This is a genomic window from Marinimicrobium sp. UBA4209 (genome assembly GCF_002381585.1).
In the GTDB taxonomy this organism is placed as follows: Bacteria; Pseudomonadota; Gammaproteobacteria; order Pseudomonadales; family Cellvibrionaceae; genus Marinimicrobium; species Marinimicrobium koreense.
Window position 1 is genome coordinate 70028 of the sequence record NZ_DFTP01000094.1, and the last position, 21147, is coordinate 91174.

The 21147-nt window shown below is 58.8% G+C and carries 21 protein-coding genes; 9 read left to right on the forward strand and 12 right to left on the reverse strand.

The genetic code is table 11. From position 1 onward, the window contains the following. The first annotated feature begins 56 nt into the window (after window positions 1–56). Together gcvT and gcvH are read left to right on the forward strand one after the other, a co-directional pair. Window positions 57–1160 carry a glycine cleavage system aminomethyltransferase GcvT gene (gcvT, locus tag B3187_RS13830; RefSeq protein WP_286807064.1) on the forward strand — a complete coding sequence of 368 codons (1104 nt, stop codon included), beginning with the start codon at window positions 57–59 and terminating at the stop codon, window positions 1158–1160. A 32-nt stretch (window positions 1161–1192) separates the two neighbouring features. Further along, window positions 1193–1588, forward strand: a complete 396-nt coding sequence (gene gcvH / locus B3187_RS13835) for a glycine cleavage system protein GcvH (protein ID WP_024462023.1) — start codon at window positions 1193–1195, stop codon at window positions 1586–1588. A 205-nt stretch (window positions 1589–1793) separates the two neighbouring features. Here the strand turns inward: gcvH and B3187_RS13840 are convergent, their stop codons facing one another. The 4 genes from B3187_RS13840 to B3187_RS13855 form a co-directional block, all read right to left on the reverse strand. After that, window positions 1794–3653 carry a TonB-dependent receptor gene (locus tag B3187_RS13840; protein WP_286807094.1) on the reverse strand — a complete coding sequence of 620 codons (1860 nt, stop codon included), beginning with the start codon at window positions 3651–3653 and terminating at the stop codon, window positions 1794–1796. 6 nt (window positions 3654–3659) lie between these two features. Continuing rightward, window positions 3660–4325 (reverse strand): TonB-dependent receptor plug domain-containing protein, encoded by a 666-nt coding sequence (locus B3187_RS13845; RefSeq protein ID WP_286807066.1) that lies wholly within the window; start codon window positions 4323–4325, stop codon window positions 3660–3662. A gap of 171 nt (window positions 4326–4496) precedes the next feature. Then, window positions 4497–5261 (reverse strand): hypothetical protein, encoded by a 765-nt coding sequence (locus tag B3187_RS13850; RefSeq protein ID WP_286807067.1) that lies wholly within the window; start codon window positions 5259–5261, stop codon window positions 4497–4499. 13 nt (window positions 5262–5274) lie between these two features. Further along, window positions 5275–5874: a glycoside hydrolase family protein gene (locus tag B3187_RS13855; protein ID WP_123639306.1), complete on the reverse strand. Its 600-nt coding sequence runs from the start codon at window positions 5872–5874 to the stop codon at window positions 5275–5277. 238 nt (window positions 5875–6112) lie between these two features. Here B3187_RS13855 and B3187_RS13860 point away from each other — a divergent pair, with 238 nt between their 5' ends. Further along, complete coding sequence (locus B3187_RS13860; protein ID WP_286807068.1) at window positions 6113–7498, forward strand: AlkA N-terminal domain-containing protein; 1386 nt, start codon at window positions 6113–6115, stop codon at window positions 7496–7498. Further along, complete coding sequence (locus B3187_RS13865; protein ID WP_024462017.1) at window positions 7495–7971, forward strand: methylated-DNA--[protein]-cysteine S-methyltransferase; 477 nt, start codon at window positions 7495–7497, stop codon at window positions 7969–7971. Before B3187_RS13860 ends, B3187_RS13865 begins: the two co-directional genes overlap by 4 nt. A 79-nt stretch (window positions 7972–8050) precedes the next feature. Here the strand turns inward: B3187_RS13865 and B3187_RS13870 are convergent, their stop codons facing one another. The 3 genes from B3187_RS13870 to B3187_RS13880 form a co-directional block, all read right to left on the reverse strand. Then, window positions 8051–8368, reverse strand: a complete 318-nt coding sequence (locus B3187_RS13870) for a winged helix-turn-helix domain-containing protein (protein WP_024462016.1) — start codon at window positions 8366–8368, stop codon at window positions 8051–8053. A gap of 1 nt (window position 8369) precedes the next feature. Further along, window positions 8370–8966: a hypothetical protein gene (locus B3187_RS13875; protein ID WP_286807069.1), complete on the reverse strand. Its 597-nt coding sequence runs from the start codon at window positions 8964–8966 to the stop codon at window positions 8370–8372. Between the two features lie 258 nt (window positions 8967–9224). Next, window positions 9225–9506 (reverse strand): peptidylprolyl isomerase, encoded by a 282-nt coding sequence (locus tag B3187_RS13880; RefSeq protein ID WP_123639311.1) that lies wholly within the window; start codon window positions 9504–9506, stop codon window positions 9225–9227. A gap of 115 nt (window positions 9507–9621) precedes the next feature. Here B3187_RS13880 and B3187_RS13885 point away from each other — a divergent pair, with 115 nt between their 5' ends. Both B3187_RS13885 and B3187_RS13890 read left to right on the forward strand, forming a co-directional pair. Continuing rightward, the gene (locus tag B3187_RS13885; protein ID WP_286807070.1) at window positions 9622–10626 is read left to right on the forward strand and encodes a Gfo/Idh/MocA family protein; all 1005 of its coding nucleotides are present in this window, start codon (window positions 9622–9624) and stop codon (window positions 10624–10626) included. A gap of 2 nt (window positions 10627–10628) precedes the next feature. After that, complete coding sequence (locus B3187_RS13890) at window positions 10629–11240, forward strand: DNA-3-methyladenine glycosylase I (protein WP_286807071.1); 612 nt, start codon at window positions 10629–10631, stop codon at window positions 11238–11240. A gap of 85 nt (window positions 11241–11325) precedes the next feature. Here the strand turns inward: B3187_RS13890 and B3187_RS13895 are convergent, their stop codons facing one another. Both B3187_RS13895 and B3187_RS13900 read right to left on the reverse strand, forming a co-directional pair. Continuing rightward, window positions 11326–11496: a DUF2256 domain-containing protein gene (locus B3187_RS13895; protein WP_286807072.1), complete on the reverse strand. Its 171-nt coding sequence runs from the start codon at window positions 11494–11496 to the stop codon at window positions 11326–11328. 18 nt (window positions 11497–11514) lie between these two features. Next, on the reverse strand, window positions 11515–11835 hold the full coding sequence (locus B3187_RS13900) for an acylphosphatase (protein WP_286807073.1): 321 nt from the start codon (window positions 11833–11835) through the stop codon (window positions 11515–11517). A 20-nt stretch (window positions 11836–11855) separates the two neighbouring features. Here B3187_RS13900 and B3187_RS13905 point away from each other — a divergent pair, with 20 nt between their 5' ends. From B3187_RS13905 to B3187_RS13915, 3 genes are all read left to right on the forward strand, one after another. Further along, window positions 11856–14063 carry an FdhF/YdeP family oxidoreductase gene (locus B3187_RS13905; protein WP_286807074.1) on the forward strand — a complete coding sequence of 736 codons (2208 nt, stop codon included), beginning with the start codon at window positions 11856–11858 and terminating at the stop codon, window positions 14061–14063. Between the two features lie 177 nt (window positions 14064–14240). Then, window positions 14241–15449 carry a methyl-accepting chemotaxis protein gene (locus tag B3187_RS13910; protein ID WP_286807075.1) on the forward strand — a complete coding sequence of 403 codons (1209 nt, stop codon included), beginning with the start codon at window positions 14241–14243 and terminating at the stop codon, window positions 15447–15449. Between the two features lie 91 nt (window positions 15450–15540). Next, entirely contained in the window at window positions 15541–16089 is a 549-nt protein-coding gene (locus B3187_RS13915; RefSeq protein WP_286807076.1) for a DUF2058 domain-containing protein, read from the forward strand. Between the two features lie 4 nt (window positions 16090–16093). On the opposite strand, the gene B3187_RS13920 is transcribed toward B3187_RS13915, so the two are convergent. The 3 genes from B3187_RS13920 to B3187_RS13930 form a co-directional block, all read right to left on the reverse strand. Next, window positions 16094–16657, reverse strand: coding sequence for a BLUF domain-containing protein (locus B3187_RS13920; protein WP_286807078.1), 564 nt, complete (start codon window positions 16655–16657; stop codon window positions 16094–16096). A gap of 119 nt (window positions 16658–16776) precedes the next feature. Next, a complete protein-coding gene (locus B3187_RS13925; protein WP_123639324.1) occupies window positions 16777–19905 on the reverse strand; it encodes an efflux RND transporter permease subunit in 3129 nt (1042 codons plus the stop codon). A 15-nt stretch (window positions 19906–19920) separates the two neighbouring features. Beyond that, complete coding sequence (locus B3187_RS13930) at window positions 19921–20988, reverse strand: efflux RND transporter periplasmic adaptor subunit (RefSeq protein WP_286807079.1); 1068 nt, start codon at window positions 20986–20988, stop codon at window positions 19921–19923. Window positions 20989–21147 lie beyond the last annotated feature (159 nt).

Sequence of the window (21147 nt, forward strand, 5' to 3'; positions counted from 1 at the left end):
CCGGTCTTACGGGAGCTACGGCTTCCGCCCGATCCCACGTTCTGGACCAGCACACTATGGGCAACCGCACCCCTTTGTATGACACCCATGTCGCCATGGGTGGGAAAATCGTTGATTTTGGCGGCTGGGACATGCCGCTGAACTACGGCTCGCAAATGGAAGAGCACCACCAGGTGCGGCGGGCCGCCGGCATGTTCGATGTGTCCCACATGACCGTGGTGGACGTCTGCGGCACCCACGCCAAACCCTACCTGCAGTACCTGTTGGCCAACGATGTCGCCAAGCTCGACGGCAAGCCCGGCAAGGCCCTGTACAGCGGTATGCTCAATCACGAGGGTTGCGTGGTCGATGACCTGATTGTCTACAATCGGGAGGGGCACTTTCTGCGCGAGGGTCACTACCGCCTGGTGGTGAACTGTGCCACCCGGGAGAAAGATCTGGCCTGGATGCGCGAGGTCGGTCAGGATTACGATGTCGAAATCGATGAGCGCCCTCACCTGGCGATGATTGCGGTTCAGGGCCCCGAGGCGATTGCCCGGGTGACTCAAGTGTTGCCCCAGTACGCCGAAGGCATTGAGCAACTGAGCCTCTTTCAGGCCTATGAGGCGGACGACTGGTTTATCGGCCGAACCGGCTATACCGGTGAAGACGGACTGGAAATCGTGTTGCCTGGCGAGCAGGCGGAAGCCTTATGGAAAGCCCTGGCTGAGGCCGGGGTAGCGCCCTGCGGCCTGGGCGCGCGGGACACTCTGCGCCTGGAAGCGGGCATGAATCTGTACGGTCACGAGATGGACGAGCAGACCTCGCCGCTGGTGGCCAATATGGGCTGGACCATCGCCTGGGTACCGGAGCAGCGGGACTTTGTCGGCCGTCAGGCGCTGACCGACCAGAAGGCGACCGGTGTGCAGGACAAGCTGGTGGGCCTGAGTATGACCGCGCGCGGTGTACTGCGTGCCGGTCAGCGTGTCCGCGTTTCCAGAAGTGAGCGCGAAGGCATCATCACCAGCGGCAGTTTCTCCCCGACCCTGGGCCACAGCATTGCCCTGGCCCGGGTGCCCATCGAGGTGGGCGAGCAGTGCGAAGTGGAACTGCGCGGCAAGTGGGTGACCGTGTCGGTCACCAAACCGGCGTTTGTCCGCAACGGCAAAGCCCTTATTTAAATTTTATTCAACTGACCACAGGAAAGCGAGCCATGAGCGAGATTCGCAACGAACTGAAATACCTGCCCAGCCACGAGTGGGCTCGGCTGGAAGAAGATGGCACCGTCACCATCGGCATCAGCGATCACGCCCAGGACAGCCTGGGTGATGTGGTGTTTGTGGAACTGCCGGAAGTGGGCAGCACCGTCAGCAAGGGCGAGGAAGCCGGCGTGGTGGAATCGGTGAAAGCCGCCTCGGACATTTACTCGCCGGTCAGTGGCGAAGTGATCGCCATCAATGACGCGCTGGAAGATTCACCGGAAACCGTGAATGGTTCGCCCTACGACGATGGTTGGTTCTTCCGCGTGCAACCGACCGACACCTCGGAGCTGGACGATGCTCTGGATGCCGATGGGTATCGGAATGCGGTGGAGAGTGAAGGGGCTTAAGAAATAGCCTGGGAAGCACGCATAAAAAACGGCGCCCGAGGGTGCCGTTTTTTGTTTGGTGGTGTCGTTGGGTGAGTTTACGGCGGATGCGGGCTTTGCCCTCCGAGGCGTCGGACCGATCCACCACGGCAGGTCGCGTAGGGGCCGAGCGCAGCGGTATTAAGCCCACATCCGCCGTTACCCAACCCGACCACTTTCCCCCGGATTAAAAACTCCCCTTAACCCCAAACGACGCGGTCCGACCGTACTCTTCCAACTGGTAGGTGTAACCCTCCGACCCCTGATACAACTCCAACGGTTCGTCATTGATATTCACCAACTCAAACACCAGGTCCAGACCTTCCGCCAGGCGATACGACGCCGTCAGGTCCACCTGGGTGTGCGGCGCCACATAAATATCAAACGCCTGACTGTCACCCACCTCACTCAGATACTCATCACGGTGAGAAATACTCAGGCGCGTACTGAAGCGGCCCATCTCGTAACCGACATACAGGTTACCGGACTGCTCGGCCGACTCAGGCAGAGCAAAGGTTTCCCCGTCCCGCTGCTCCAGCGACAACTCAGTATCCAGGAAAGTCAGGTTACCGCCGACCAGGAAGGCGCCCAGTTGCTCTTCCAGGTTGAACTCCACCCCGGTCACCGAGGCGTCGGTGCCATTGACCGGTGTGGTCACTTCGTAACCGGCAAACTCGGCGTTATTGGTGGTGGTGAACTCGGCGATGTAATCGTCGATATCCTTGTGGAAAATACCGGCCGACAGCACACCGCCATCGCGGTACCAGTCAAACATGATGTCAAAGTTGGTGGACTGGTAGGGGTCCAGCTCGGGGTTGCCGGCATCGATTTCCAGGTCTTCCCGGTTGATGGAAAAACGCGGGGAGATATCAGAAAAGCTGGGACGGGCGATGGTGGTGCTCCAGGCCGCACGCAGCACCATGTCGTCGCTCAGGTTGTAGCGGTAGTGCAGTCCCGGCAGTACATTGGAGTAATCGGACTCGACAGAGCGGCTGGTGATCGACAGATCGCCGTTCTCATCAAATTCCAACTGATTGCCCGTGGCGCTGTAGTCGGTGTACTCCACTCGCGCCCCGGCGATCAACTGCCAGTTATCGGCCTGCCAGGTGCCCATCAGGTAGCCGGCGAGCACATCTTCATCGGCGACAAAATCTTCGGCCTGCTGCAATTCGCGCGCTTCGTCCTCATCCTGCGGGCGAATCTGGAATGCATCGCGGTCGGCATAGAAATCGCTCAGGAACATTGATTCACTGATTCCCTCCCCGAGATTGGCGAAGGGGTAGTCCGGCGCGCCGATGGTGTAGGGCTCAAGGCCCAGTTCCGGCACATCGCGCAGCTCGATTTCATTGACGTCGACATCTTTGCTTTTGGCCCGGAAATCGATACCGGTCTTCAGAGAGAAGTTGCGCTGACCAAAGGCATCACGGAACAGAGCGTTGGCCGAGAAATTCAGGTCGTCATCGTCGATGAATTTCGGCTCCAGTACCACGCGATCCAGCAGGTACTCGGCGTGATTCAGGTGGCTGATATCTTCGGCGCCCTGGTTCAGAATACGGAAGGAAGGAATACCCTGGCCGATGGTAAATTCACCGTCGAGCGCTTGCGTCTGGTACTCAAACCGTCCTTCGGTTTCATCGGGCACCTTCTCGCGAGTTACCGAGTAACCCAGTTGATAATCCAGCTCCATGGATTCCATGATGTGTTCGCCACCCAACGCCAGCGCCGTGGTGTCCTGTTCTTTGGTACGGAAACGGATGCGTCGACGGAAGCCGTCCTCGGCGATGTCTTCAAAGGTACCGTTGTTACCATCGAAATCGGCCAGTGTGCCGTCTTCAAATACATAGATGCTACGCTGACGGGTTTCGGCATCGCTGAAACGGCTGAACACGGTATTCATGTAGTAGCGGCTGGTGTCATCCGGGCGATATTCCAGGTTGACGTTGGCACCGATACGCTCGCGGTTGACGTAGTACTTACGCAGCTGGACTTCCTGCAGGGCCTTGACAGTCTCGCCGAGATCATCGTTTTCGTAATAGGCGGCTTCAATATTGTCTTACTGGAACTCGCGGTCCAGAAAGTTCGCGCCGAGGGAAATACCGAAATTCTCAGAGCCTCCAAAGGCATTCACCACGTCGGTGTAGTTGGCCTGCAGTTTGGGGCTGGTCTTTTCGCTCAGCTCGTTGTAAGACCCCTCGGCACGGTAACGGAAAGTGTCGCCGTCATAGTCGAATGCGGACCCGGACTTCACATTCACCGCACCGCCAATGGCATCGCCGGGCATATCCGGTGTGGGCACCTTGGTGATTTCGATCAGCTCAACGGAGCCGGTGGGAATCACATCCAGCGGCACCGCGCGGGAGCCGTCTTCCGGAGTACCGATGCGCATACCGTTAATGGACACCGAACTCAGCCCCGCACTCACACCGCGCACGCTTACAAAGCGACCTTCGCCCTGGTCACGGGAGATGGACACACCCGGCAGGCGCTGCAGGGACTCGGCCACGTTCTGGTCCACAAACTGACCCATGGCGTCGGAGGCGATAAAATTGGTAATGCTGTCCGAGTCGCGGTACAGGTCAATGGCTTCGTTGCGCGCTTCGCGCTGACCGGTAACGATCAACTCCTCTTGCAACACAGGCTGCTGTGCCTGAACAAAAGAAGTGCTGCCAGCTGACAGCGCGGTAACGGCGATGGCCAACGGCAATTGGCGAACGTTCATAAAACCCCCTTATAACGAAATAGATCACTTCTGGCGCAATAATCTTTGAAGGGGAAATAATGAAGGGAGAATATGACAGCAATATTCCAGGTAGGTGACAACCGTGTGAAATAGGTCGTGGGTGACCAACGCTAGCAGAGAACTCAACCCAGCATTGGGCAACTGATCAATCTACTGGTAGCTCCTTATTGTCCGCCAGTCTCCCTCTGCGTCAACTGATAGGACAAAAAGCCTCAGATGTTGATAACTTCCTCCATCCACGGAATCCCGGGAAGAAATAAGGACGTCCTCGACTCCATCGCCGTCAAAATCCCCACGACCGACCAGCTCCAGTCGCTGCAAGCCTCCCGTAGTATAAAAATCTACAACCTGTGGAGAAATGACGTCCACGTTTCGAATTTCATTGATATCACTCCAATACTTAACTTCCGGGTCGCGTCGACTCTCTTCGGACTCCGTCTTCGACGTTTCAAATGCCAAATCCGAAGGAAAATCGTCCGGACTAGAGTCGGTTAGAATTGGCTCTGGAATATAGGAGATACTAGACCGGTCTGCGTCCCTTAGAAGTTCCGTCGCCCGACACATGACACCCAACTCAACAAAGGCGTTCATTTCGTGCTCACGCACAGTACGGGTCTCTGGGGTGACACCTTGAAGGTACTCCTCGCAATTTGAAAAGGTTTCTTCTCCTTCACCGCGAGTTTTGGTTACGTCAATCGAAGCATACCAATTCTTGCTTAGCAGCCCGGATAGTTGGTCTCTTCGCTCAACATCCACGTGTTCAGCCAAGAGCTCCGGCAGCTTGAAACCAGAGTACCACAGGACGGGATATGCGCGTTTCTCTTCAGCTCCACCCCGCGAACAGCCTACCAATAAAGATAGAAAAAGTGCTAGAACCACCGCCGGAGCGATGTCTTTGCCTTTGACAGAAAACATAGAAGTGATCCTATTACTTTGAATTACCTGAACCAGCGGCTTCCTTGGAGTCGTCCACACACGCTTCCAGGAGGTCTTTGACGTATTTATTCCGAGCATCAGATATGGGAGATTTTCGACTTGAGTTGTCCGCGGCTTTCTGCCAATCCTTCGCTTTTACTGCGGCATTGAAGTTTGGCCAGTTATTATTGAGCTCGGTCATTCCGAGATTAAATATCAAGTCAAACAAAGCCAGGCGAGCCTTACTGGGGAAGCTGTCAAAATCACTGTATATTCTTTTCAGTTCACTTTCAAAACTTTGGATATGTTTATTTGTCAGTTTATCAATTTCAGCGTCGGGCAGCCTCAGTTTTGTATGTTTTTTGTACATTGAGGCCAGTCGATTGGCGGGTTGTTTTTTGACACTGTCGTAATCCGCTTTTATTTCTTCTTGAGTAGCTGGCAGATTTTTACTGTTTTTGAAGGCTAGAAGCTGAGCCGACGCCACTGTACTCAAAAGGTGTCCGATCCCTACGGTAACAAAGCCTTTAGAGTCCAGGTACATATGTGACACTTTCCCTTCGTACTTTTCCAGGTTCTTGCGCAGTATTGCTTTTTCCTTTTCCGTTGCCATGCAGCGTGCTCCTTTGGGTAATCCATTGTCAGTAATCCCTTTCCATGCTCATCGATACGTTCAAGCATAAAAAGTCGTTATCGAACAGGCGCGCCCAGTATATCCGACCAATCCAGTATTCCGAAGAGAATCAGGCGTCAATTGGCCTGTCGGCTAACCCCCCTATTGAGTTCCGTTTCCAGCCAGCTTTTCCCCGGTTCCGGGGTACACTGTCCTCATTGATCTGGGGGACGGCACCGTGACCAACAGCCACTACCGACAAGCCCGACTGGCTCGCGACCATCGTTTCGATGGCCGGTTTTTCGTTGCGGTGAAAACCACCGGCATTTATTGTCGCCCGATTTGCCCGGCTCCGGCGCCGAAAGAGCGGAACGTTCTCTATTTCGACAGCGCCATTGCCGCCGCCAACGCCGGGTTTCGCCCTTGCCTGCGTTGCCGGCCCGATAGCGCCCCGACCTCCTGGGCCTGGAAAGGTACCGACACCACCCTGGAGCGGGCGCTACGGTTGATTGATGATGGCGCCCTGCTGACGGGCAGCGTGACTGACCTCGCCGACCGGCTCGGCATCAGCAGCCGTTACCTCGGCCGGCTGTTTCAGCAAAACGTCGGCACCAGCCCGAAGCAGTACGGCCTCTATCAACAGGTGCTGTTCGCGAAGAGCCTGCTTCAACAGACCCGGCTGCCGGTTACTGAAATCGCCCTGGCCTCGGGCTTCGGCAGCGTGCGCCGCTTCAATGACTGTTTTGCCAGCGCACTGCGACTGACCCCCAGTGCCCTGCGACGCCAAGCTCACAGCCAGCACCCGGAGCCCGGCATCCGCCTCTTGCTCAGTTACCGGCCACCCTACGACTGGCCAGCGCTGCGCGACTTTCTCAAAACCCGCCTGATCGATACCCTGGAGTGGTGCGGAGATGACTACTACGGCCGGACCTTTCGCTTGGCCAACGGGCACAGTGGTCGTTTTACCGCCCGGCACCGGCCCGAGCGCTTTGGCTTCGAGGTCAGCCTGGAACTGAGCCAACCAACTGCTCTGTTGCCGGTGGTTCGCACCATTCGTCGACTGCTGGACCTGGATGCCGACAGCAGCACCATTGATGCTCACCTGGCGCCGATCCAGGCGCAGCTGGGTCCAATGCGGCCGGGTTTACGGCTGCCGGGTATATGGGATCCGTTTGAAGCCGGCGTTCGCGCCATTCTCGGGCAGCAAATCAGTGTCGCGGCCGCGCGCAACCTCGTCCGCCAGGTGGTCGCCGAGTTTGGGCAGCCGATCCCCGGCCAACACACTGAGTACCGGCTGTTTCCAAGCCCGGCCATGCTGGCCAGTGAAGACCTCGGTAGCCTGAAGATGCACGGTCGCCGGCGCCAGACCCTGCTTGACCTGGCGGAGCTGTTCAACACTCAGCCAACGCGGGCGGCAGATCCTGAAAATTGGCTCGCGCTCAACGGCATCGGCCCCTGGACGGTAAACTACGCGCGGATGCGGGGCCTGGGCGACAGTGATGTCTGGCTCGGGTCCGATCTTGGTGTGCAAAAAGCGCTGGGGGAAAAAAGCCGCCGATGGCGGCCCGAGGATGCCTCACCCTGGCAGAGTTATCTGACCGTTTATCTGTGGAGTCTGTTATGACAGCCCGTTACCAAAGCCTGCTGGACACACCGATCGGCACGGTGCGCATTCTCGGCGGTGACGATGCCATCACCCACATCGATTTTATCGATGCCGGTACGGCATCCGCCCAGCCAGACAACGCCCTGACCCGACTCGCCCGCCAACAACTGAGTGACTATTTCGCCGGTCAGCGCAGGGCGTTCGACCTGCCATTGGCCGCCGCAGGCACCGACTTCCAACGGGCCTGCTGGCAAGCCCTGCTGACCATTCCCTACGGCGAGACCCGGTCCTATGCCGAACAGGCAAAACTCATCCAGCGACTCAAGGCCGTCCGGGCCGTCGGCGCCGCCAACGGCGCTAACCCGATTGCCATTGTAGTGCCCTGCCACCGGGTTATCGGTAAAGACGGCAAGCTGACCGGCTATGCCGGCGGTGTTGAACGCAAAGCCTGGTTGCTGGCGCTTGAGCGGCGCGGTGCACCCGCTCTGTAACGCTTCCGGCAGAACCAGACAACGGGTTCGACCACTTGCGCGACGTCCTTCTGGCCGCGGGCGGTCGATGATACCGCCTTCAGCTTTGGCCCCTGCCTTGCGCTGCCCCAAGCATTGACTCGAGGTGCGCTAAATAGCGCTCAAACGCCTCTCGGCCGGACTCGGTCAGAGATACCTCGGTGACCGGTTTGCGGCCGTCAAAGCGTTTTTCAATTGCCACGTACCGACGACCTTCCAGCTTGCGTAAATGAGTGCTCAAGTTACCGTCAGTGGTTTTGACCCGGTCGCGGATAAAGGTGAACTCTGCTTTATCAACGCCGGCCAGTACGGCGATGACCGCCAAGCGAATGCGCGAGTGAATCAGATCGTCGATCTGGGTATGGTCAAAATCCGACACCTCAGGCTCCCACCGCGTCCAACCGATGGTGACGCATCCGAATCAAGAGTACGCCGGGCAGCACGTAGAACAGCAACAACAAGACACCCATCAATAAAATGGCGGTTTCACCCGGCCAGATAAACATTGCCAGAGACCCAAGCCACCAGCCAAAGGCCATGTTTCGCAACCAGCCAAGCCCCGCCAGTATGCCGGTAAGAAAGATGCCCACGGCAATCAGCCCACCAAATACGGCAGGAAGGTAGGCGCCTGGCAAGGCCCCTTGCCCCAGCCCCACAAAAAAGAACAACAGCTGGGTGATACCCAGCGCTACCCAGACCATGCCAATTAGCCGTCCCGCGTAGGTCTGCACCGGTTCGCGCCTATCCCGGCGCACCAGAATGACATTCCCGAGCATGCCCAGGGTGATGCAGGGCACCCAGGTCGCGTAGGGTGCATAGGGTAGAACACCGACCACCTGTAACCAGGTCAGCAGGAGCCCCGCGCTCACCACGACGCCCCAAACTATGAAATAGCCGCCACTGATACAGGCCGCCCGGCGGGTTTCGCTCATCAGCTCCCGAATGTAAGCCAGGTCGCTTTGTGCACGTTCAGTCATCACGCTCTCCTTATTAGCCAAAAGAGTAAAAACATCTCTCAGCGCTCTGGCGTAAGCCCACTTCTCAATAGCCGCTGATTACATCTATGCTTTGTTTTTCAAAGTACTTTGTTTTGGATGATCCGTCAACTTAAATTCCACTGCCGGGCTGGGCGCTTGCCTCCAGAGTTAAGGGTCAGACTGGATTTAGACTGGGGGCAGAAGGGGGATAGCGAGGGGAACGGCACCCCATGGGTGCCGCTGACGATTCGATCAGGCTCAGTCCTGGCGCTGAGTGACTTCCAGCAGGTGGTAACCGAACTGGGTCTTTACCGGGCCCTGCACTTCGTTGACCGGCGCGCTGAAAACCACCTTGTCGAACTCCGGTACCATTTGGCCCGGACCAAAGGTGCCCAGGTCACCCCCATTGCGGCCCGAGGGGCACTTGGAGTGATCCTGCGCCAGTTTGGCAAAATCCTCACCGGCTTCGATTTTGGCTTTCAATTCATTACAGGTGGCTTCGCTGTCGACCAGGATGTGACGTGCGGCTGCTTGAGGCATAATCGTATCTCTTTGTCATGGGTGAACATTGAGGGCATACGATAATCGGTATCCCGGTTCAGATCCAGCCCGCAATGGGTTACCGTGAGAGCGCTCATCAACAGGAGAACTTATTGTGTCAGACAAGACGATTCGCTGGGGTATTATCGGTGCGGGTGTCATCGCTCATAAAATGGCCGAAGCCATTCAGTTGGAGGCGGACAACGCGCTGATCTCCGTCGCCTCCAAATCCCCGGAAAAAGCCGAAGCGTTCGCCCGCGAGTATGCCATCGAGGCCGACACCTATGAGTCGCTGGTGGAGCGCGAAGATGTTGACGTCATCTATATTGCCACGACACACAACTTCCACGCGGACAATGCGCTCATGGCACTGGAGCACGGTAAACACCTGGTAATCGAAAAGCCCTTTACCGTCAACGCCGAGCAGGCCCGTCGTCTGAAGGATGCCGCCAAGGACAAGAGCTGCTTTCTGATGGAGGCTATCTGGACCCGGTTTTTGCCCAGTATGAAAGCGCTGCGTGAGGCCATCAGGAACCACACCATTGGCGAAGTGAAAGTCGCCACGATCAATTTCGGTGGCATTGCCCCGGAGCATTACCGGGGACGACTGTTTGATCCGGCACTGGCCGGTGGCGTCACGCTGGATATGGGCATCTACCCGATCAGTATGCTCTGCTACGTGCTGGGCGAACGGCCCGCCAGCATTCACGCCACCGCCCGGTTCAGCGACACCGGCGTCGATGAAATCGCCTCCTACCAGTTCGTTTTCCCCTCGGGCTGCATTGCCACGGTAAACACCAGTTTCAATCTGTTGATGCGTCAGGAAGCGCTGTTCTTTGGTGACAAGGGCTATATTGACTACCCGGAGTTTCAGCAGAGCGACGCCTTTACCGTCAAGTATTTGAAGGATCGAACCATCGACCGCGAAGAGACCATCCGCACGGAAAACGCGGACAACGGCTTTATATTTCAGGTCCGGGAAGCCGCCCGCTGCCTGCGCGCCGGCCTGAGAGAAAGCCCGGTGATTCCCGTGGCAGAAACGGTAGACATTATGGCGATCATGGACGAAATACGGCGGCAGCTGCCTCTGCAATATGCATTTGAGAATAAAGGAGTATGACGATGACCAATACGGTACCCGGCCCCGATGGCCAGCCGCGCTGTTTCTGGTGCAAGGCGGCACCGGAGTTTTTTGAGTATCACGATCGGGAGTGGGGCTTTCCCGTGGATGACGATCGCCACCTGTTTGAGAAGCTGTGCCTGGAGAGCTTCCAGTCCGGTTTGAGCTGGCGCACGATTCTGGCCAAGCGGGACAACTTCCGCAAGGCGTTCAAGAACTTTGATTTTCACAAGGTGGCCCGCTTTACCGAGAAGGATGTTGAGCGTTTATTGGAAGACGCCGGCATTGTTCGTCATCGGGGCAAGATCGAGGCGGTGATCAATAACGCGCAGCGGGCCAAAACATTGGTTTCCGAGGAGGGCTCATTAGCGGCCTACGTGTGGCGTTTTGAGCCCCAGGAGAAACCGGATGTGGATCCGCAGACGCTGAGCACCTCGCCGGAGTCGGTCGCTTTATCAAAAGATCTCAAGAAGCGCGGCTGGAAGTTTGTCGGGCCGACCACGGTGTATGCGTTTATGCAGTCGATGGGTTTGGTGAATGATCATGCCCACGAGTGTTGTATGCGGCCGGAGATTGATCGGGCGCGTAAGCGGTTTAAGCGGCCTGGAGCGTGATCGGGAGGGATCTGTCGGATTACGTGCTGCGCACTAATCCGACCTACTGGGTTGCCGTAGCGGGTTCTTGTCGGATTACGCTTCGCTAATCCGGCCTACGCGATTCGTCGAGCCTGGTACCGGTTCGGCGGCAGCGCTCGGAGCAGTATTTGACGTTTTCCCAATCCTTCTCCCATTTCTTCCGCCAGGTGAAAGGCCGCTCACAGACCGGGCAGGTTTTGGTGGGGAGGTCGCGCTTTTTACGGGCTTTGGCCATGAGAATGGATCCAGCGGATCAGTCGCGCACGATGAAATCTGAACCGGCCGGCTCGCCCTCGGCCTCGCTGACCTCCACCCGAGTGACCTCTGCCAGCGCCGGGCCCTGCCAAAGCCAGGTTTCGAAGGTTTGCAGTGTTTCGGGAGCCCCCTGAGCCAGCGCTTCGACCTGGCCATCGGGCAAGTTGCGAACCCAGCCGGTGAGACCCAGCTCCCGGGCTTTGCGTTGGGTATTGGCGCGATAGGAAACGCCCTGGACCCGCCCGTGAATCAGATAGTGTTTAGCGTCAATCAACGTATTGCCTCGCTTGCCGGTTCGGCATAGTCTGTCAGTTGCCATTCGTAACCCAAGAGTCTGCCATGTCCGAGCGTGCCTCCGAAACCTCTGCCGACCCCATCACCATTGTCGGGGGTGGCCCCAAGAAGGTGCTGTATACGCTGCGCACCCTGAGCCGGATCGGGCTGCTCAACTCCACCAAGGCACTCAAGGCACGCAATACCTGTAAGGCCTGCGGGCTGGGCATGGGCGGCCAGCACGGGGGTATGACCAACGAGCTGGATGAGTTCCCCTCGGTGTGCAATAAAAGCATTCAGGCCCAGTCCTCGGATATCCAGCCACCCATCCCCGACGAGCTGTTCGAGCATACGCTGGATGATTTCAAAGAGCTCTCCGCCCATGAGCTGGAACACCTCGGGCGGTTGAACACGCCGCTGTACAAGCCCGCCGGCAGTAATCGCTACCAGCCCATGGACTGGGATCAGGCCCTGACATTGGCCGCCGAGCGGTTCGCGGCCACCGACCCCAACCGCAGTTTTTTCTACTCCTCCGGCCGCTCCTCCAACGAGGCGGGCTTTGTGTTGCAGTTGCTGGCCCGACTGTATGGCACCAACAACGTCAACAATTGCTCCTATTATTGCCACCAGGCCACGGGCGTGGGCTTGGGTAACGTGATCGGCACCGGCACGGCCACCATCAGCCTGGAAGACCTGGGCGGCGCGGACCTGATTTTTGTGATTGGCGCTAACCCGGCCTCCAATCACCCCCGCTTTGTGCACCAGCTGCAGCACTGCCGCGAACGCGGTGGCCAGGTGATTGTGATCAACCCGGCCAGGGAGCCGGGGCTGGTGCGCTTTGCCGTACCCAAAAGTGCCCGCTCCATGTTGAGTGGCGGCACCTGGATCGCCTCCCGCTATGTGCAGCCAAACATTGGCTCGGACCTCGCTCTGCTTAAAGCCGTGGGCAAAGCCCTGCTCGAGCAACATGCGCTGGATACCACTTTTATTGAAGCCCACACCGAAGGCTTCGATGCCTACCGTACGGATCTGGAACAGACGGACTGGGCGTCGCTGACGTCCGCCTGTGGCCTCAGCCAAACCGATATCGAAGCCCTGGCCACCGACTACGCCCGGGCCGAGCACGCGGTGTTTGCCTGGGGCATGGGCATCACCCACCACCGCAATGGGGTGGACAATGTCGAGGCCATCGCCAATCTGGCGCTGTTGCGCGGCATGCTGGGCAAACCGTCGGCGGGCCTGCTGCCTTTGCGGGGCCACAGCAACGTGCAGGGCATCGGCACCATCGGTGTAAAACCGGTGCTCTCCGAGGATGTGCTGGCGGCGCTGGAATCACATTTTGATCTGGAACTTCCACGCACTCAGGGGCTGGACACCCTCGCCTGCCTGCGCGCCGCCGACGCCGGGGACATGGACGCGGCCCTGCTGATGGGCGGCAACCTCTACGCCGCGACACCGGATTCGACCTTTGCCCAGCGGGCGCTGGACCGGGTGGGTTTCAAGCTGTATCTGACCACCACCCTGAACCAGGGGCACATTCACGGCATGGAGCACAGCGAAGCTCTGATTCTGCCAGTGACCGCCCGGGACGAAGAGCCCCAGAGCACCACCCAGGAATCCATGTTCAACTATGTACGGCTGAGCGATGGCGGTATTCGCCGCCTGACCAATGTGCGCTCGGAGGTGGCCATTCTGGCGGAACTGGGTAAGCGCTTACTGCCCGCCGGGCCTTTTGATTTCGGGGCCCTTCGGGAACACGACCGGGTGCGTTCCGCCATAGCCGCAACGGTGCCCGGCATGGAGGCGCTGGCCGATATCGGCACCAGCCATCAGGAATTCACCATTGGCGGTCGCCTGCTGACATCGCCAACCTTCAACACCCCCAACGGAAAGGCCCGTTTTCAGGTGCACTCTCTGCCGGTCGCCCGAGAGCCGGATTTTCCTTTTACCCTGGCCAGTATCCGCAGTGAGGGGCAGTTCAACTCCATCATTTACGAAGAGTCCGACAGTTACCGGGGCACCGAGCACCGCTGGTGTGTGTTGGTGGGGCCGGAAGACCGGGAACACCTGAGCCTGAAAGCCGGCGACAAAGCCACTTTGCGTTCGGCTCACGGGGTGATGGAAAACCTGACGGTCTACCCGTTCAACCTGCCCGCTGGCTCCCTGCTCGCCTACTACCCGGAGGCGAACATTCTGATCGGCACCGAGCAGGATCCCCGCAGTCAGACTCCGGCGTTCAAGTCCGTTCCGGTGCGACTGGAAGCTGGCGCATAATTCATTCCGCCTGAGGTTTGACCTGCGTCAAAACCGGCGCCGATAACGCCGCGGCCCGGGTTTATCCCGAGCCGATTTCCCTCAATAATGCCCCCTCTGTGCCGATAGCCTTTGATGTCGAGCCCGCCTCGGCCGCACTCACGACATTCTCCTTTCTCTGACGGTGGTCTCTTACCCATGCGCAACCAGCTTGCCTTTGCACTGAACGCACTGATGCGTGCTCTAGGCTTCAAATCCATCAACGCTCAGTTCGCGGTGTCCTTTCTGGTGATCATTGCGCTGGCGATGACTTCCGCAGTCCTCAGCTATCGATCGAACCCTTCCAGCCTGATTCCGCTCCTGAATACAGGTATCGTGGTCGTCGCGCTGATTACTCATCAGTTGGGACTGACCTGGCTTGTGCAACAAGTGACCTTACTGCGTAAACACTTGAACAAGATGAGCGCAGGTGACTTCGCCAGCCCTATAATCGAAGAAGCCAGCGACAATGAAGTGGGCCAGATGTTTTCCGCCTACAACACGGTGATCCAGCGGGTGGGCGACCTGACCCGGGGGATTCAACAGCTCTCTGGGACCATCGTCACCCAGATGGAGACCCTCGAGCAGGCCGCGGCGAACACCGAGCAGAGCAGCCAGAGCCAGAGTCGTGAGTTGGAGCAGGCCGCCTCGGCGATGAACGAGATGTCCGCCAGTGTCGGGGAAGTGGCCAGCCATGCCAGCGACGCCGCCGCTCAAGCCGATGATGCCAACCGGGAGGTTGGCCGCACCCACGGCGTGGTGCGCAACACTCACCGGACCTTTGATGAACTGAACACCACCATGAGCGACACCGTCGGCATCATGCAGGAGTTGGACCGCAACAGTCAGGAAATCGGCAAGGTACTGACCGTGATTACCGGCATAGCCGAGCAGACCAACCTGCTGGCCCTGAACGCCGCCATTGAAGCGGCCCGGGCGGGGGAACAGGGGCGCGGCTTTGCCGTGGTGGCGGACGAGGTGCGCACCCTGGCCCAGCGCACCCAGCAGTCCACGGCGGACATTCAGGAAATCATTGAGCGCCTGCAGAAGCAATCCAACCGGGCGGTGACCTCCATGGCCTCGAGTACCGAAAAGGCCCACGCCAGTGCCGAGCAGATCAGCGAGGCCAACCAGGCGCTGGAGCACGTGGTGGAAGCCATCGACCGGATTCAGGAAATGAGCACCCTGATCGCCACCGCCGCTCAGGAGCAGTCCCAGGTGGCTCAGGAGATCGATCAGAACATCACCAACATCTCCCGCGTTGCGGACGAGAGCACCCGCACCAGCGGCGAGCTGCGTAACTCCGCGCGGCACCTACAGAAAGACACCCAGAGCCTGGGACAGCAGTTGGCGGCGCTTAAAGTCTAGTGTACTCCGCCACTAAGGCGCCCGTCGTTTCTCGATGGGCGCCAAGCTGGCATAATGACCGCCAACGAGCACAACCCATACGGTAACGATTATGCCCTCCCTACAGGATCAACTGCAGAAAGCCGGACTGGTGGACGACAAGAAGGCCAAGCAGGTTAAGAAAGAGCAGCGTAAACAGAAAAAGCAGGCCCGCCATACCGGTGAGGACCCCCACGCGGAAATCCGACAGTCGGCGCAGGCGGCTCGCGAAGAGAAGGCCGAACGGGATCGGGCACTGAACCGCGAACGCCAGGCCGCCGCCGAGAAAAAAGCCATTGAAGCGCAAATCCGCCAGTTGATTCAGACCCACAAACAGGCCAAGCGCGGCAGCGGTGACGGGGAAGTGGAGTACAACTTTACCGACGGCACCAAGATCAAAAAGCTGCTGGTCAGCCCTCGGGTGCAACAACAGATCATCCGCGGCCAACTCATTGTGGTCCGCGCCGGGGAGAACTACGAACTGATTCCGAAAGTGGTATCCGACAAGATCGCCGAGCGCGACCCGAACTATATTGTGGTCGCAAATCAGAAAACCCAAGAAGCGGTCGACGAGGACGATCCCTACAAGGACTACGTGATCCCCGACGACCTGATGTGGTAACTCGCTATAACACGAACCAGCCCACCGCTACGGCACACGCCAACACCACCACGCCAGCCACCACATAGGGCATGGCACCCGACTCGTTGGCCCGCACCTCGGGCTGGGCGGCGTGACTGGGAATGGCCCGATCGGCCTGAGCGCGCAGTTCGCGGAAGGTGGTCAGCAGGTCTTCAATGGTTTTCTGGTCGAACTGGTAGGGATCAAACCGGTCATACCCTGCCCGTGCCAATAACCCTTTCACCGCGGCATTGGTGGGAATGTACTTCATGGACCAGTCGGTAAACTGCCGCTCGGTGATATTGCGCTGGAGCACGACCTTGAAGTCCTTGTGGCGATCATCGCCTTTCAGCTTGGCGAGCATTTTATCCACCACTTCGCGCTCACCTTCCAGACACTGAAAGAAACACCCCTCCCCATAATAAAGCACACCGCCGAGCCCCAGGCGGGGGTTGTTGGTGCGGGACTGTTGCAGAATGCGCGCCACGTGCGGCTCCACACCGCCGGAGGCGGGCATGGCTTTGAACGTGGCCCGGCTGATGTAAACCACCTGAACGAGATCGGTCATGGGAGAAGGCTCCATTTGTGCGTTATTGAGAGTGCTTCTATATACGCACTGGCGATCGGTCTGGATGGCCGGCCCGGCAAAAAAGTGGAAAAGCGTGCCATCCCTGGCACCTCAGTTCATCAGGAGGGATGCTTCTGCTGTTTGCGATCGTACTCATCCGCCACCCGTTCCAGCTCGCGTTTCACATCGTTGGGCGAACCGGTATGGCGGGCCAGCAGACTGTAGGCCGTGGGCACGATAAACAGGGTAAACAGCGTGGCCGCCAGGACCCCGGAAATCACCACCACCCCGATCACCGCCCGGGTTTCCGAGCCGGCGCCCGAGGACATCACCAGGGGCACGGCACCCACCGCTGTGGTGATGCCGGTCATCAGGATGGGCCGCAGACGGGCCAGGGAGGCCTGCTCCAAGGCCTCGTCAAAGGCGATCCCCCGGTCCCGCAACTGGTTGGCAAACTCCACAATCAGAATGCCGTTTTTGGCCGCGAGCCCCACCAACATGACCAGACCAATCTGGGAGTAAAGGTTGAGCGAGTTGCCGGTAAGGTATAACCCCAACAGCCCCCCGAGCATGGCCAGTGGCACCGTCAGCATGATTACGAAGGGGTGAATATAACTCTCGAACTGTGCAGCCAGCACCAGGAAGGTGATCAGAATCCCGATCATGAAAATAAAGGCCACCGAGCCGCCGGCCAGTTTGTAATCGCGGGACTGGCCCTTGTAGTCGATCACCGCATTCTCCGGCAGGTGCTCCGCCACCAGGCCTTCCATATGCGTCAGGGCATTCCCCAGGGTGAGGCCATCGGTCAGGTTGGCTTCAATGGTGATGGCTCGAATCCGGTTATAGCGTCGCAGCGTAGCGGCGTCGGCAAACTCCCGCAGCTCTACCAGACTCGCCAGGGGCACCAGCTCGCCACTGCGTTCGGAACGCACAAAAATATTCTCCAGGCTGTCCAGTGTGCGCTGTTCACTTCGCTCACCTTCGAGCATCACCTCGTATTCTTCGCCGTCTTCAATGAAGGTGGTGACCCGACGCGAGCCCATCATGGTTTCCAGCGTGCGCCCGACGTTGGCCACACTCACACCCAGGTCGGCGGCGCGGTCCTGATCGACAATCACCTCGACCTGCGGACGGGTTTCCTTGTAATCCCAGTCAATGCCCGTCAACCCCGGATTATCCGCTTCGATTTTTTCCAGCAGGATATCCCGCCATTCGGCCAACTCCTCATAGGAGCCACCACCGATCACAAACTGCAGCGGCTTCTGGGTGGACGAACCAAAGCCCTGACGCATCACCGGAAAGGCCGTCACGCCCGGCAAGTCGGCCAGATCCGCACGCACATCATCCATGATGTCAAAACCGCTGCGCCGCTCGGACCAGTCGGTCAGGGTCGCAATCACAATGCCGCTGTTAAACCGCTCCAGTGCCCCCCAGGCCCGGGGCGCACGGACCAGCAGACGGGCCATCTCCCCCTGGTCGACGTATTTCATCAGGCGTTTTTCGATCTCGTCCATGTACTCCACCATATAGGAGTAGCTCGCCCCTTCCGGACCATCGACAATGACAAAAAAGGCCCCCCGGTCTTCCCGCGGTGCGTACTCCTGGGGCAGCTGTTGCGACACCCACCAGGTGCCCGCCAGCAACCCGACAAACACCACCGCCACAATACGCGCGTGGCGCAGGCATTGGTGCAGGGCTTTGCCATAATAGTGACGCAAACAGATAATGCCCTGATCGAGTTTGGTCACCAGCCAGGAGGTGTTTTCTTTTTTCTTGATCAGCTTGGAGGCGAGCATGGCCGAGAGCGTCAGGGCCACCAGCGAAGAGAAACCCACGGCCGCTGCCATGGTGAGGGCAAACTCGGAAAACAGCCGCCCCACATCGCCGGTCAGAAAAGCGATGGGCACAAACACCGAAATCAGTACCAGGGTGGTGGTGACCACCGCAAAACCCACCTCCCGCGTGCCACGATAGGCGGCGAGCAACGGCGGTTTGCCTTTTTCCTCAATGTGGCGAACGATGTTCTCCAGCACCACAATCGCATCGTCCACCACCAGACCGATGGCCAGTACCAGTGCCAGCAACGTCAGTAGGTTGATGGAAAAGCCGAGTACCGCCAGCACGGTAAAGGTGGCGATCACCGATACCGGTACGGTCACCGCCGGGATCAACATGGCCCGGGCGCTGCCGAGAAACAGGTAAATCACCAGAATCACCATGGCGATCGCAAACGCCAGAGTGTAATACACTTCCTTGATCGCCTGACCGACAAACACCGAGCTGTCGAAACTCTGCTCCAGGCGCATGCCCTCGGGCAGGGTTTCATTGAGGCGTTCGACCTCCTCCCGTGCCGCGCGGGCCACATCCACGGTGTTGGCGGTGGACTGTTTGACGATGCCGATGCCCACCATCGGAATGCCGTTACCGCGGAAAATATTGCGGTCTTCCTCGGTGCCCTTTTCCACTCGCGCGATATCTTTCAGGCGCACCAGATACCCATCGCTGCCCTCGGCCAGTACCAGTTGATCGAAATCACTGGCCTCCCGATAGAGCCGGGCCATTCGTACCGTGAAATGCCGCTGATCCGATTCGATACTGCCCGCGGGCAACTCGACGTTTTCTGCGCGCAGGCGGTTTTCCACATCGGCTACCGTCAGACCGCGAGCGGCCATTTCCTGACGGTCCAGCCAGATGCGCATGGCGTAGCGCTGCTGCCCGCCGATACGAACGCGGGCCACTCCGTCTATGACCGAGAAGCGGTCCAAGAGGTAACGTTCGGCATAATCCGACAACTCCGGCACGGTGCGCCCCTCGCCGGCCAGATTGAACCAGACAATCACGTCTTCGTCGGAACTGACCTTCTGTACTTCCGGCGGATCGGCCTCGGTGGGCAGATTGTTCAGGGCGCGGGAAATCCGGTCACGCACATCGTTGGCGGCGGCATCAATGTCCCGGTCGACATTAAAGCGGATGGTGATATCCGAACGGCCGTTTTCGCTTGAGGACTCGATGTACTCCATGCCCTCGACTCCCGCCACCCGGTCTTCGAGCAGTCGGGTCACACGGGTTTCCACCACCGCCGCCGCAGCGCCCGGGTAGTTGGTGCGAATGGACACCACAGGCGGATCGATATCCGGGTATTCACGCAACGTCAATCGATCGTAGGCCAGCAGGCCCAGGGCGATCAGGATCAGGGAGATGACCGAGGCAAACACCGGCCGCTTGATGGAGACATCGGACAACAACATGGCGTGTCTCCTCGGTTATTGGGATTGATTGAGCAATTCGGGTAAGGGGTCGCTGCCACTGTCTTCGGCGGTAATGACCACCGGCTGGTCGGCGCGCACTTTCTGTAACCCGTGGGTCACCACTTTTTCTCCCGCCGACAGGCCTTCCAGAATTTCCACTCGCCCAAAAAACCGTTGCCCAATTTTGACGGGGCGCTGCTCCGCCACCGGCTCACTGTCCGGGTTCACGATCACGAACACATAGTGGCCGCCACCTTCGGACATCAACGCCGCTTCCGACACCATGACCGCTTCGCGCTCGCGGGTGAACAGCTCCACCGTCATCAACAACCCGGGCTTGAGCTGCCCGTCATCGTTGGGTAGCACCGCCCGCACCATAAAGGACCGCGAGACCGGATCCACCTGATTGTCGATACTGGATACCACACCTTCAAACAGCTGGTTACCCAGGGCCCGACTGCGTGCGCGAATCTCCAGCCCCGGCTCCACCGCTTGCAGGTGTACCGCCGGCAGGGTGAAATCCAGCTTCATCTGACGATCGTCCACCAGCGTGGTAATCAGATCTCCCGGGGTGACCAGAGCACCGACGCTGATATTGCGCAGCCCCACCACCCCGTCGAAGGGCGCACGCAACCGGAGGTCTTCCAGTCGCGCCTCAAGGGCGTTGTAGCGGGCCTGGGCCGAATGATATTCGCGCTGCCGCTCGTCCAACATGGATTGCGACGCCGCCCCCTGATCCACCAGCGAACGCACCCGGCGCCACTGCCGCTCCGCGTCCTCGGCGTTGGTGCGCGCCTCCTCGAGCAGGGCAATCTCCTCCGCACTGGTCATTTCCACCAGCACCCGGCCCTTTTCTACCCGCTCACCGTCTTCAAAGTTCAGGCGGGTGACCGTTTTGGTGACATTGGAGGTCAGGTGGATGGATTCATTGCCGCGCAGCGTACCCAGCGCCTCGATGCGGTTGCGGATCGGTTTCTGAACCACGGTCTGGACGACGACCCCCGGATCACCGGACTGGCTGTGTGCCACGCCGGCCGGAAACAGAGACAGAATCAACAGGGTCATCGCCAAGAGTTTATTCATCAGGTGCATGCTCGTTGGGGGATCGTCGGGTAAGCCCTCGATTTTACGCCCAGACACCGCACACCAGACGACTCCGACAGGCGCTTTAACACTAATTTACATGGACCCGTCGGGCTTTTTGGGCAGCAGTCTCCGCCTTGATGACAAAGCAACCCAGCA

What these genes read in the sequence shown, in the direction of transcription:
- B3187_RS13905 (WP_286807074.1), top strand. Translation starts at nt 11,856, where the DNA reads ATGTCCGAGCGTGCCTCCGAAACCTCTGCCGACCCCATCACCATTGTC.
- B3187_RS13890 (WP_286807071.1), top strand. Translation starts at nt 10,629, where the DNA reads ATGACCAATACGGTACCCGGCCCCGATGGCCAGCCGCGCTGTTTCTGG.
- B3187_RS13855 (WP_123639306.1), bottom strand. Translation starts at nt 5,874, where the DNA reads ATGGCAACGGAAAAGGAAAAAGCAATACTGCGCAAGAACCTGGAAAAG.
- B3187_RS13875 (WP_286807069.1), bottom strand. Translation starts at nt 8,966, where the DNA reads ATGACTGAACGTGCACAAAGCGACCTGGCTTACATTCGGGAGCTGATG.
- B3187_RS13930 (WP_286807079.1), bottom strand. Translation starts at nt 20,988, where the DNA reads ATGAATAAACTCTTGGCGATGACCCTGTTGATTCTGTCTCTGTTTCCG.
- B3187_RS13865 (WP_024462017.1), top strand. Translation starts at nt 7,495, where the DNA reads ATGACAGCCCGTTACCAAAGCCTGCTGGACACACCGATCGGCACGGTG.
- gcvT (WP_286807064.1), top strand. Translation starts at nt 57, where the DNA reads ATGGGCAACCGCACCCCTTTGTATGACACCCATGTCGCCATGGGTGGG.
- B3187_RS13900 (WP_286807073.1), bottom strand. Translation starts at nt 11,835, where the DNA reads ATGGCAACTGACAGACTATGCCGAACCGGCAAGCGAGGCAATACGTTG.
- B3187_RS13915 (WP_286807076.1), top strand. Translation starts at nt 15,541, where the DNA reads ATGCCCTCCCTACAGGATCAACTGCAGAAAGCCGGACTGGTGGACGAC.
- B3187_RS13845 (WP_286807066.1), bottom strand. Translation starts at nt 4,325, where the DNA reads ATGAACGTTCGCCAATTGCCGTTGGCCATCGCCGTTACCGCGCTGTCA.
- B3187_RS13895 (WP_286807072.1), bottom strand. Translation starts at nt 11,496, where the DNA reads ATGGCCAAAGCCCGTAAAAAGCGCGACCTCCCCACCAAAACCTGCCCG.
- B3187_RS13850 (WP_286807067.1), bottom strand. Translation starts at nt 5,261, where the DNA reads ATGTTTTCTGTCAAAGGCAAAGACATCGCTCCGGCGGTGGTTCTAGCA.
- B3187_RS13880 (WP_123639311.1), bottom strand. Translation starts at nt 9,506, where the DNA reads ATGCCTCAAGCAGCCGCACGTCACATCCTGGTCGACAGCGAAGCCACC.
- B3187_RS13925 (WP_123639324.1), bottom strand. Translation starts at nt 19,905, where the DNA reads ATGTTGTTGTCCGATGTCTCCATCAAGCGGCCGGTGTTTGCCTCGGTC.
- B3187_RS13920 (WP_286807078.1), bottom strand. Translation starts at nt 16,657, where the DNA reads ATGACCGATCTCGTTCAGGTGGTTTACATCAGCCGGGCCACGTTCAAA.
- B3187_RS13910 (WP_286807075.1), top strand. Translation starts at nt 14,241, where the DNA reads ATGCGCAACCAGCTTGCCTTTGCACTGAACGCACTGATGCGTGCTCTA.
- gcvH (WP_024462023.1), top strand. Translation starts at nt 1,193, where the DNA reads ATGAGCGAGATTCGCAACGAACTGAAATACCTGCCCAGCCACGAGTGG.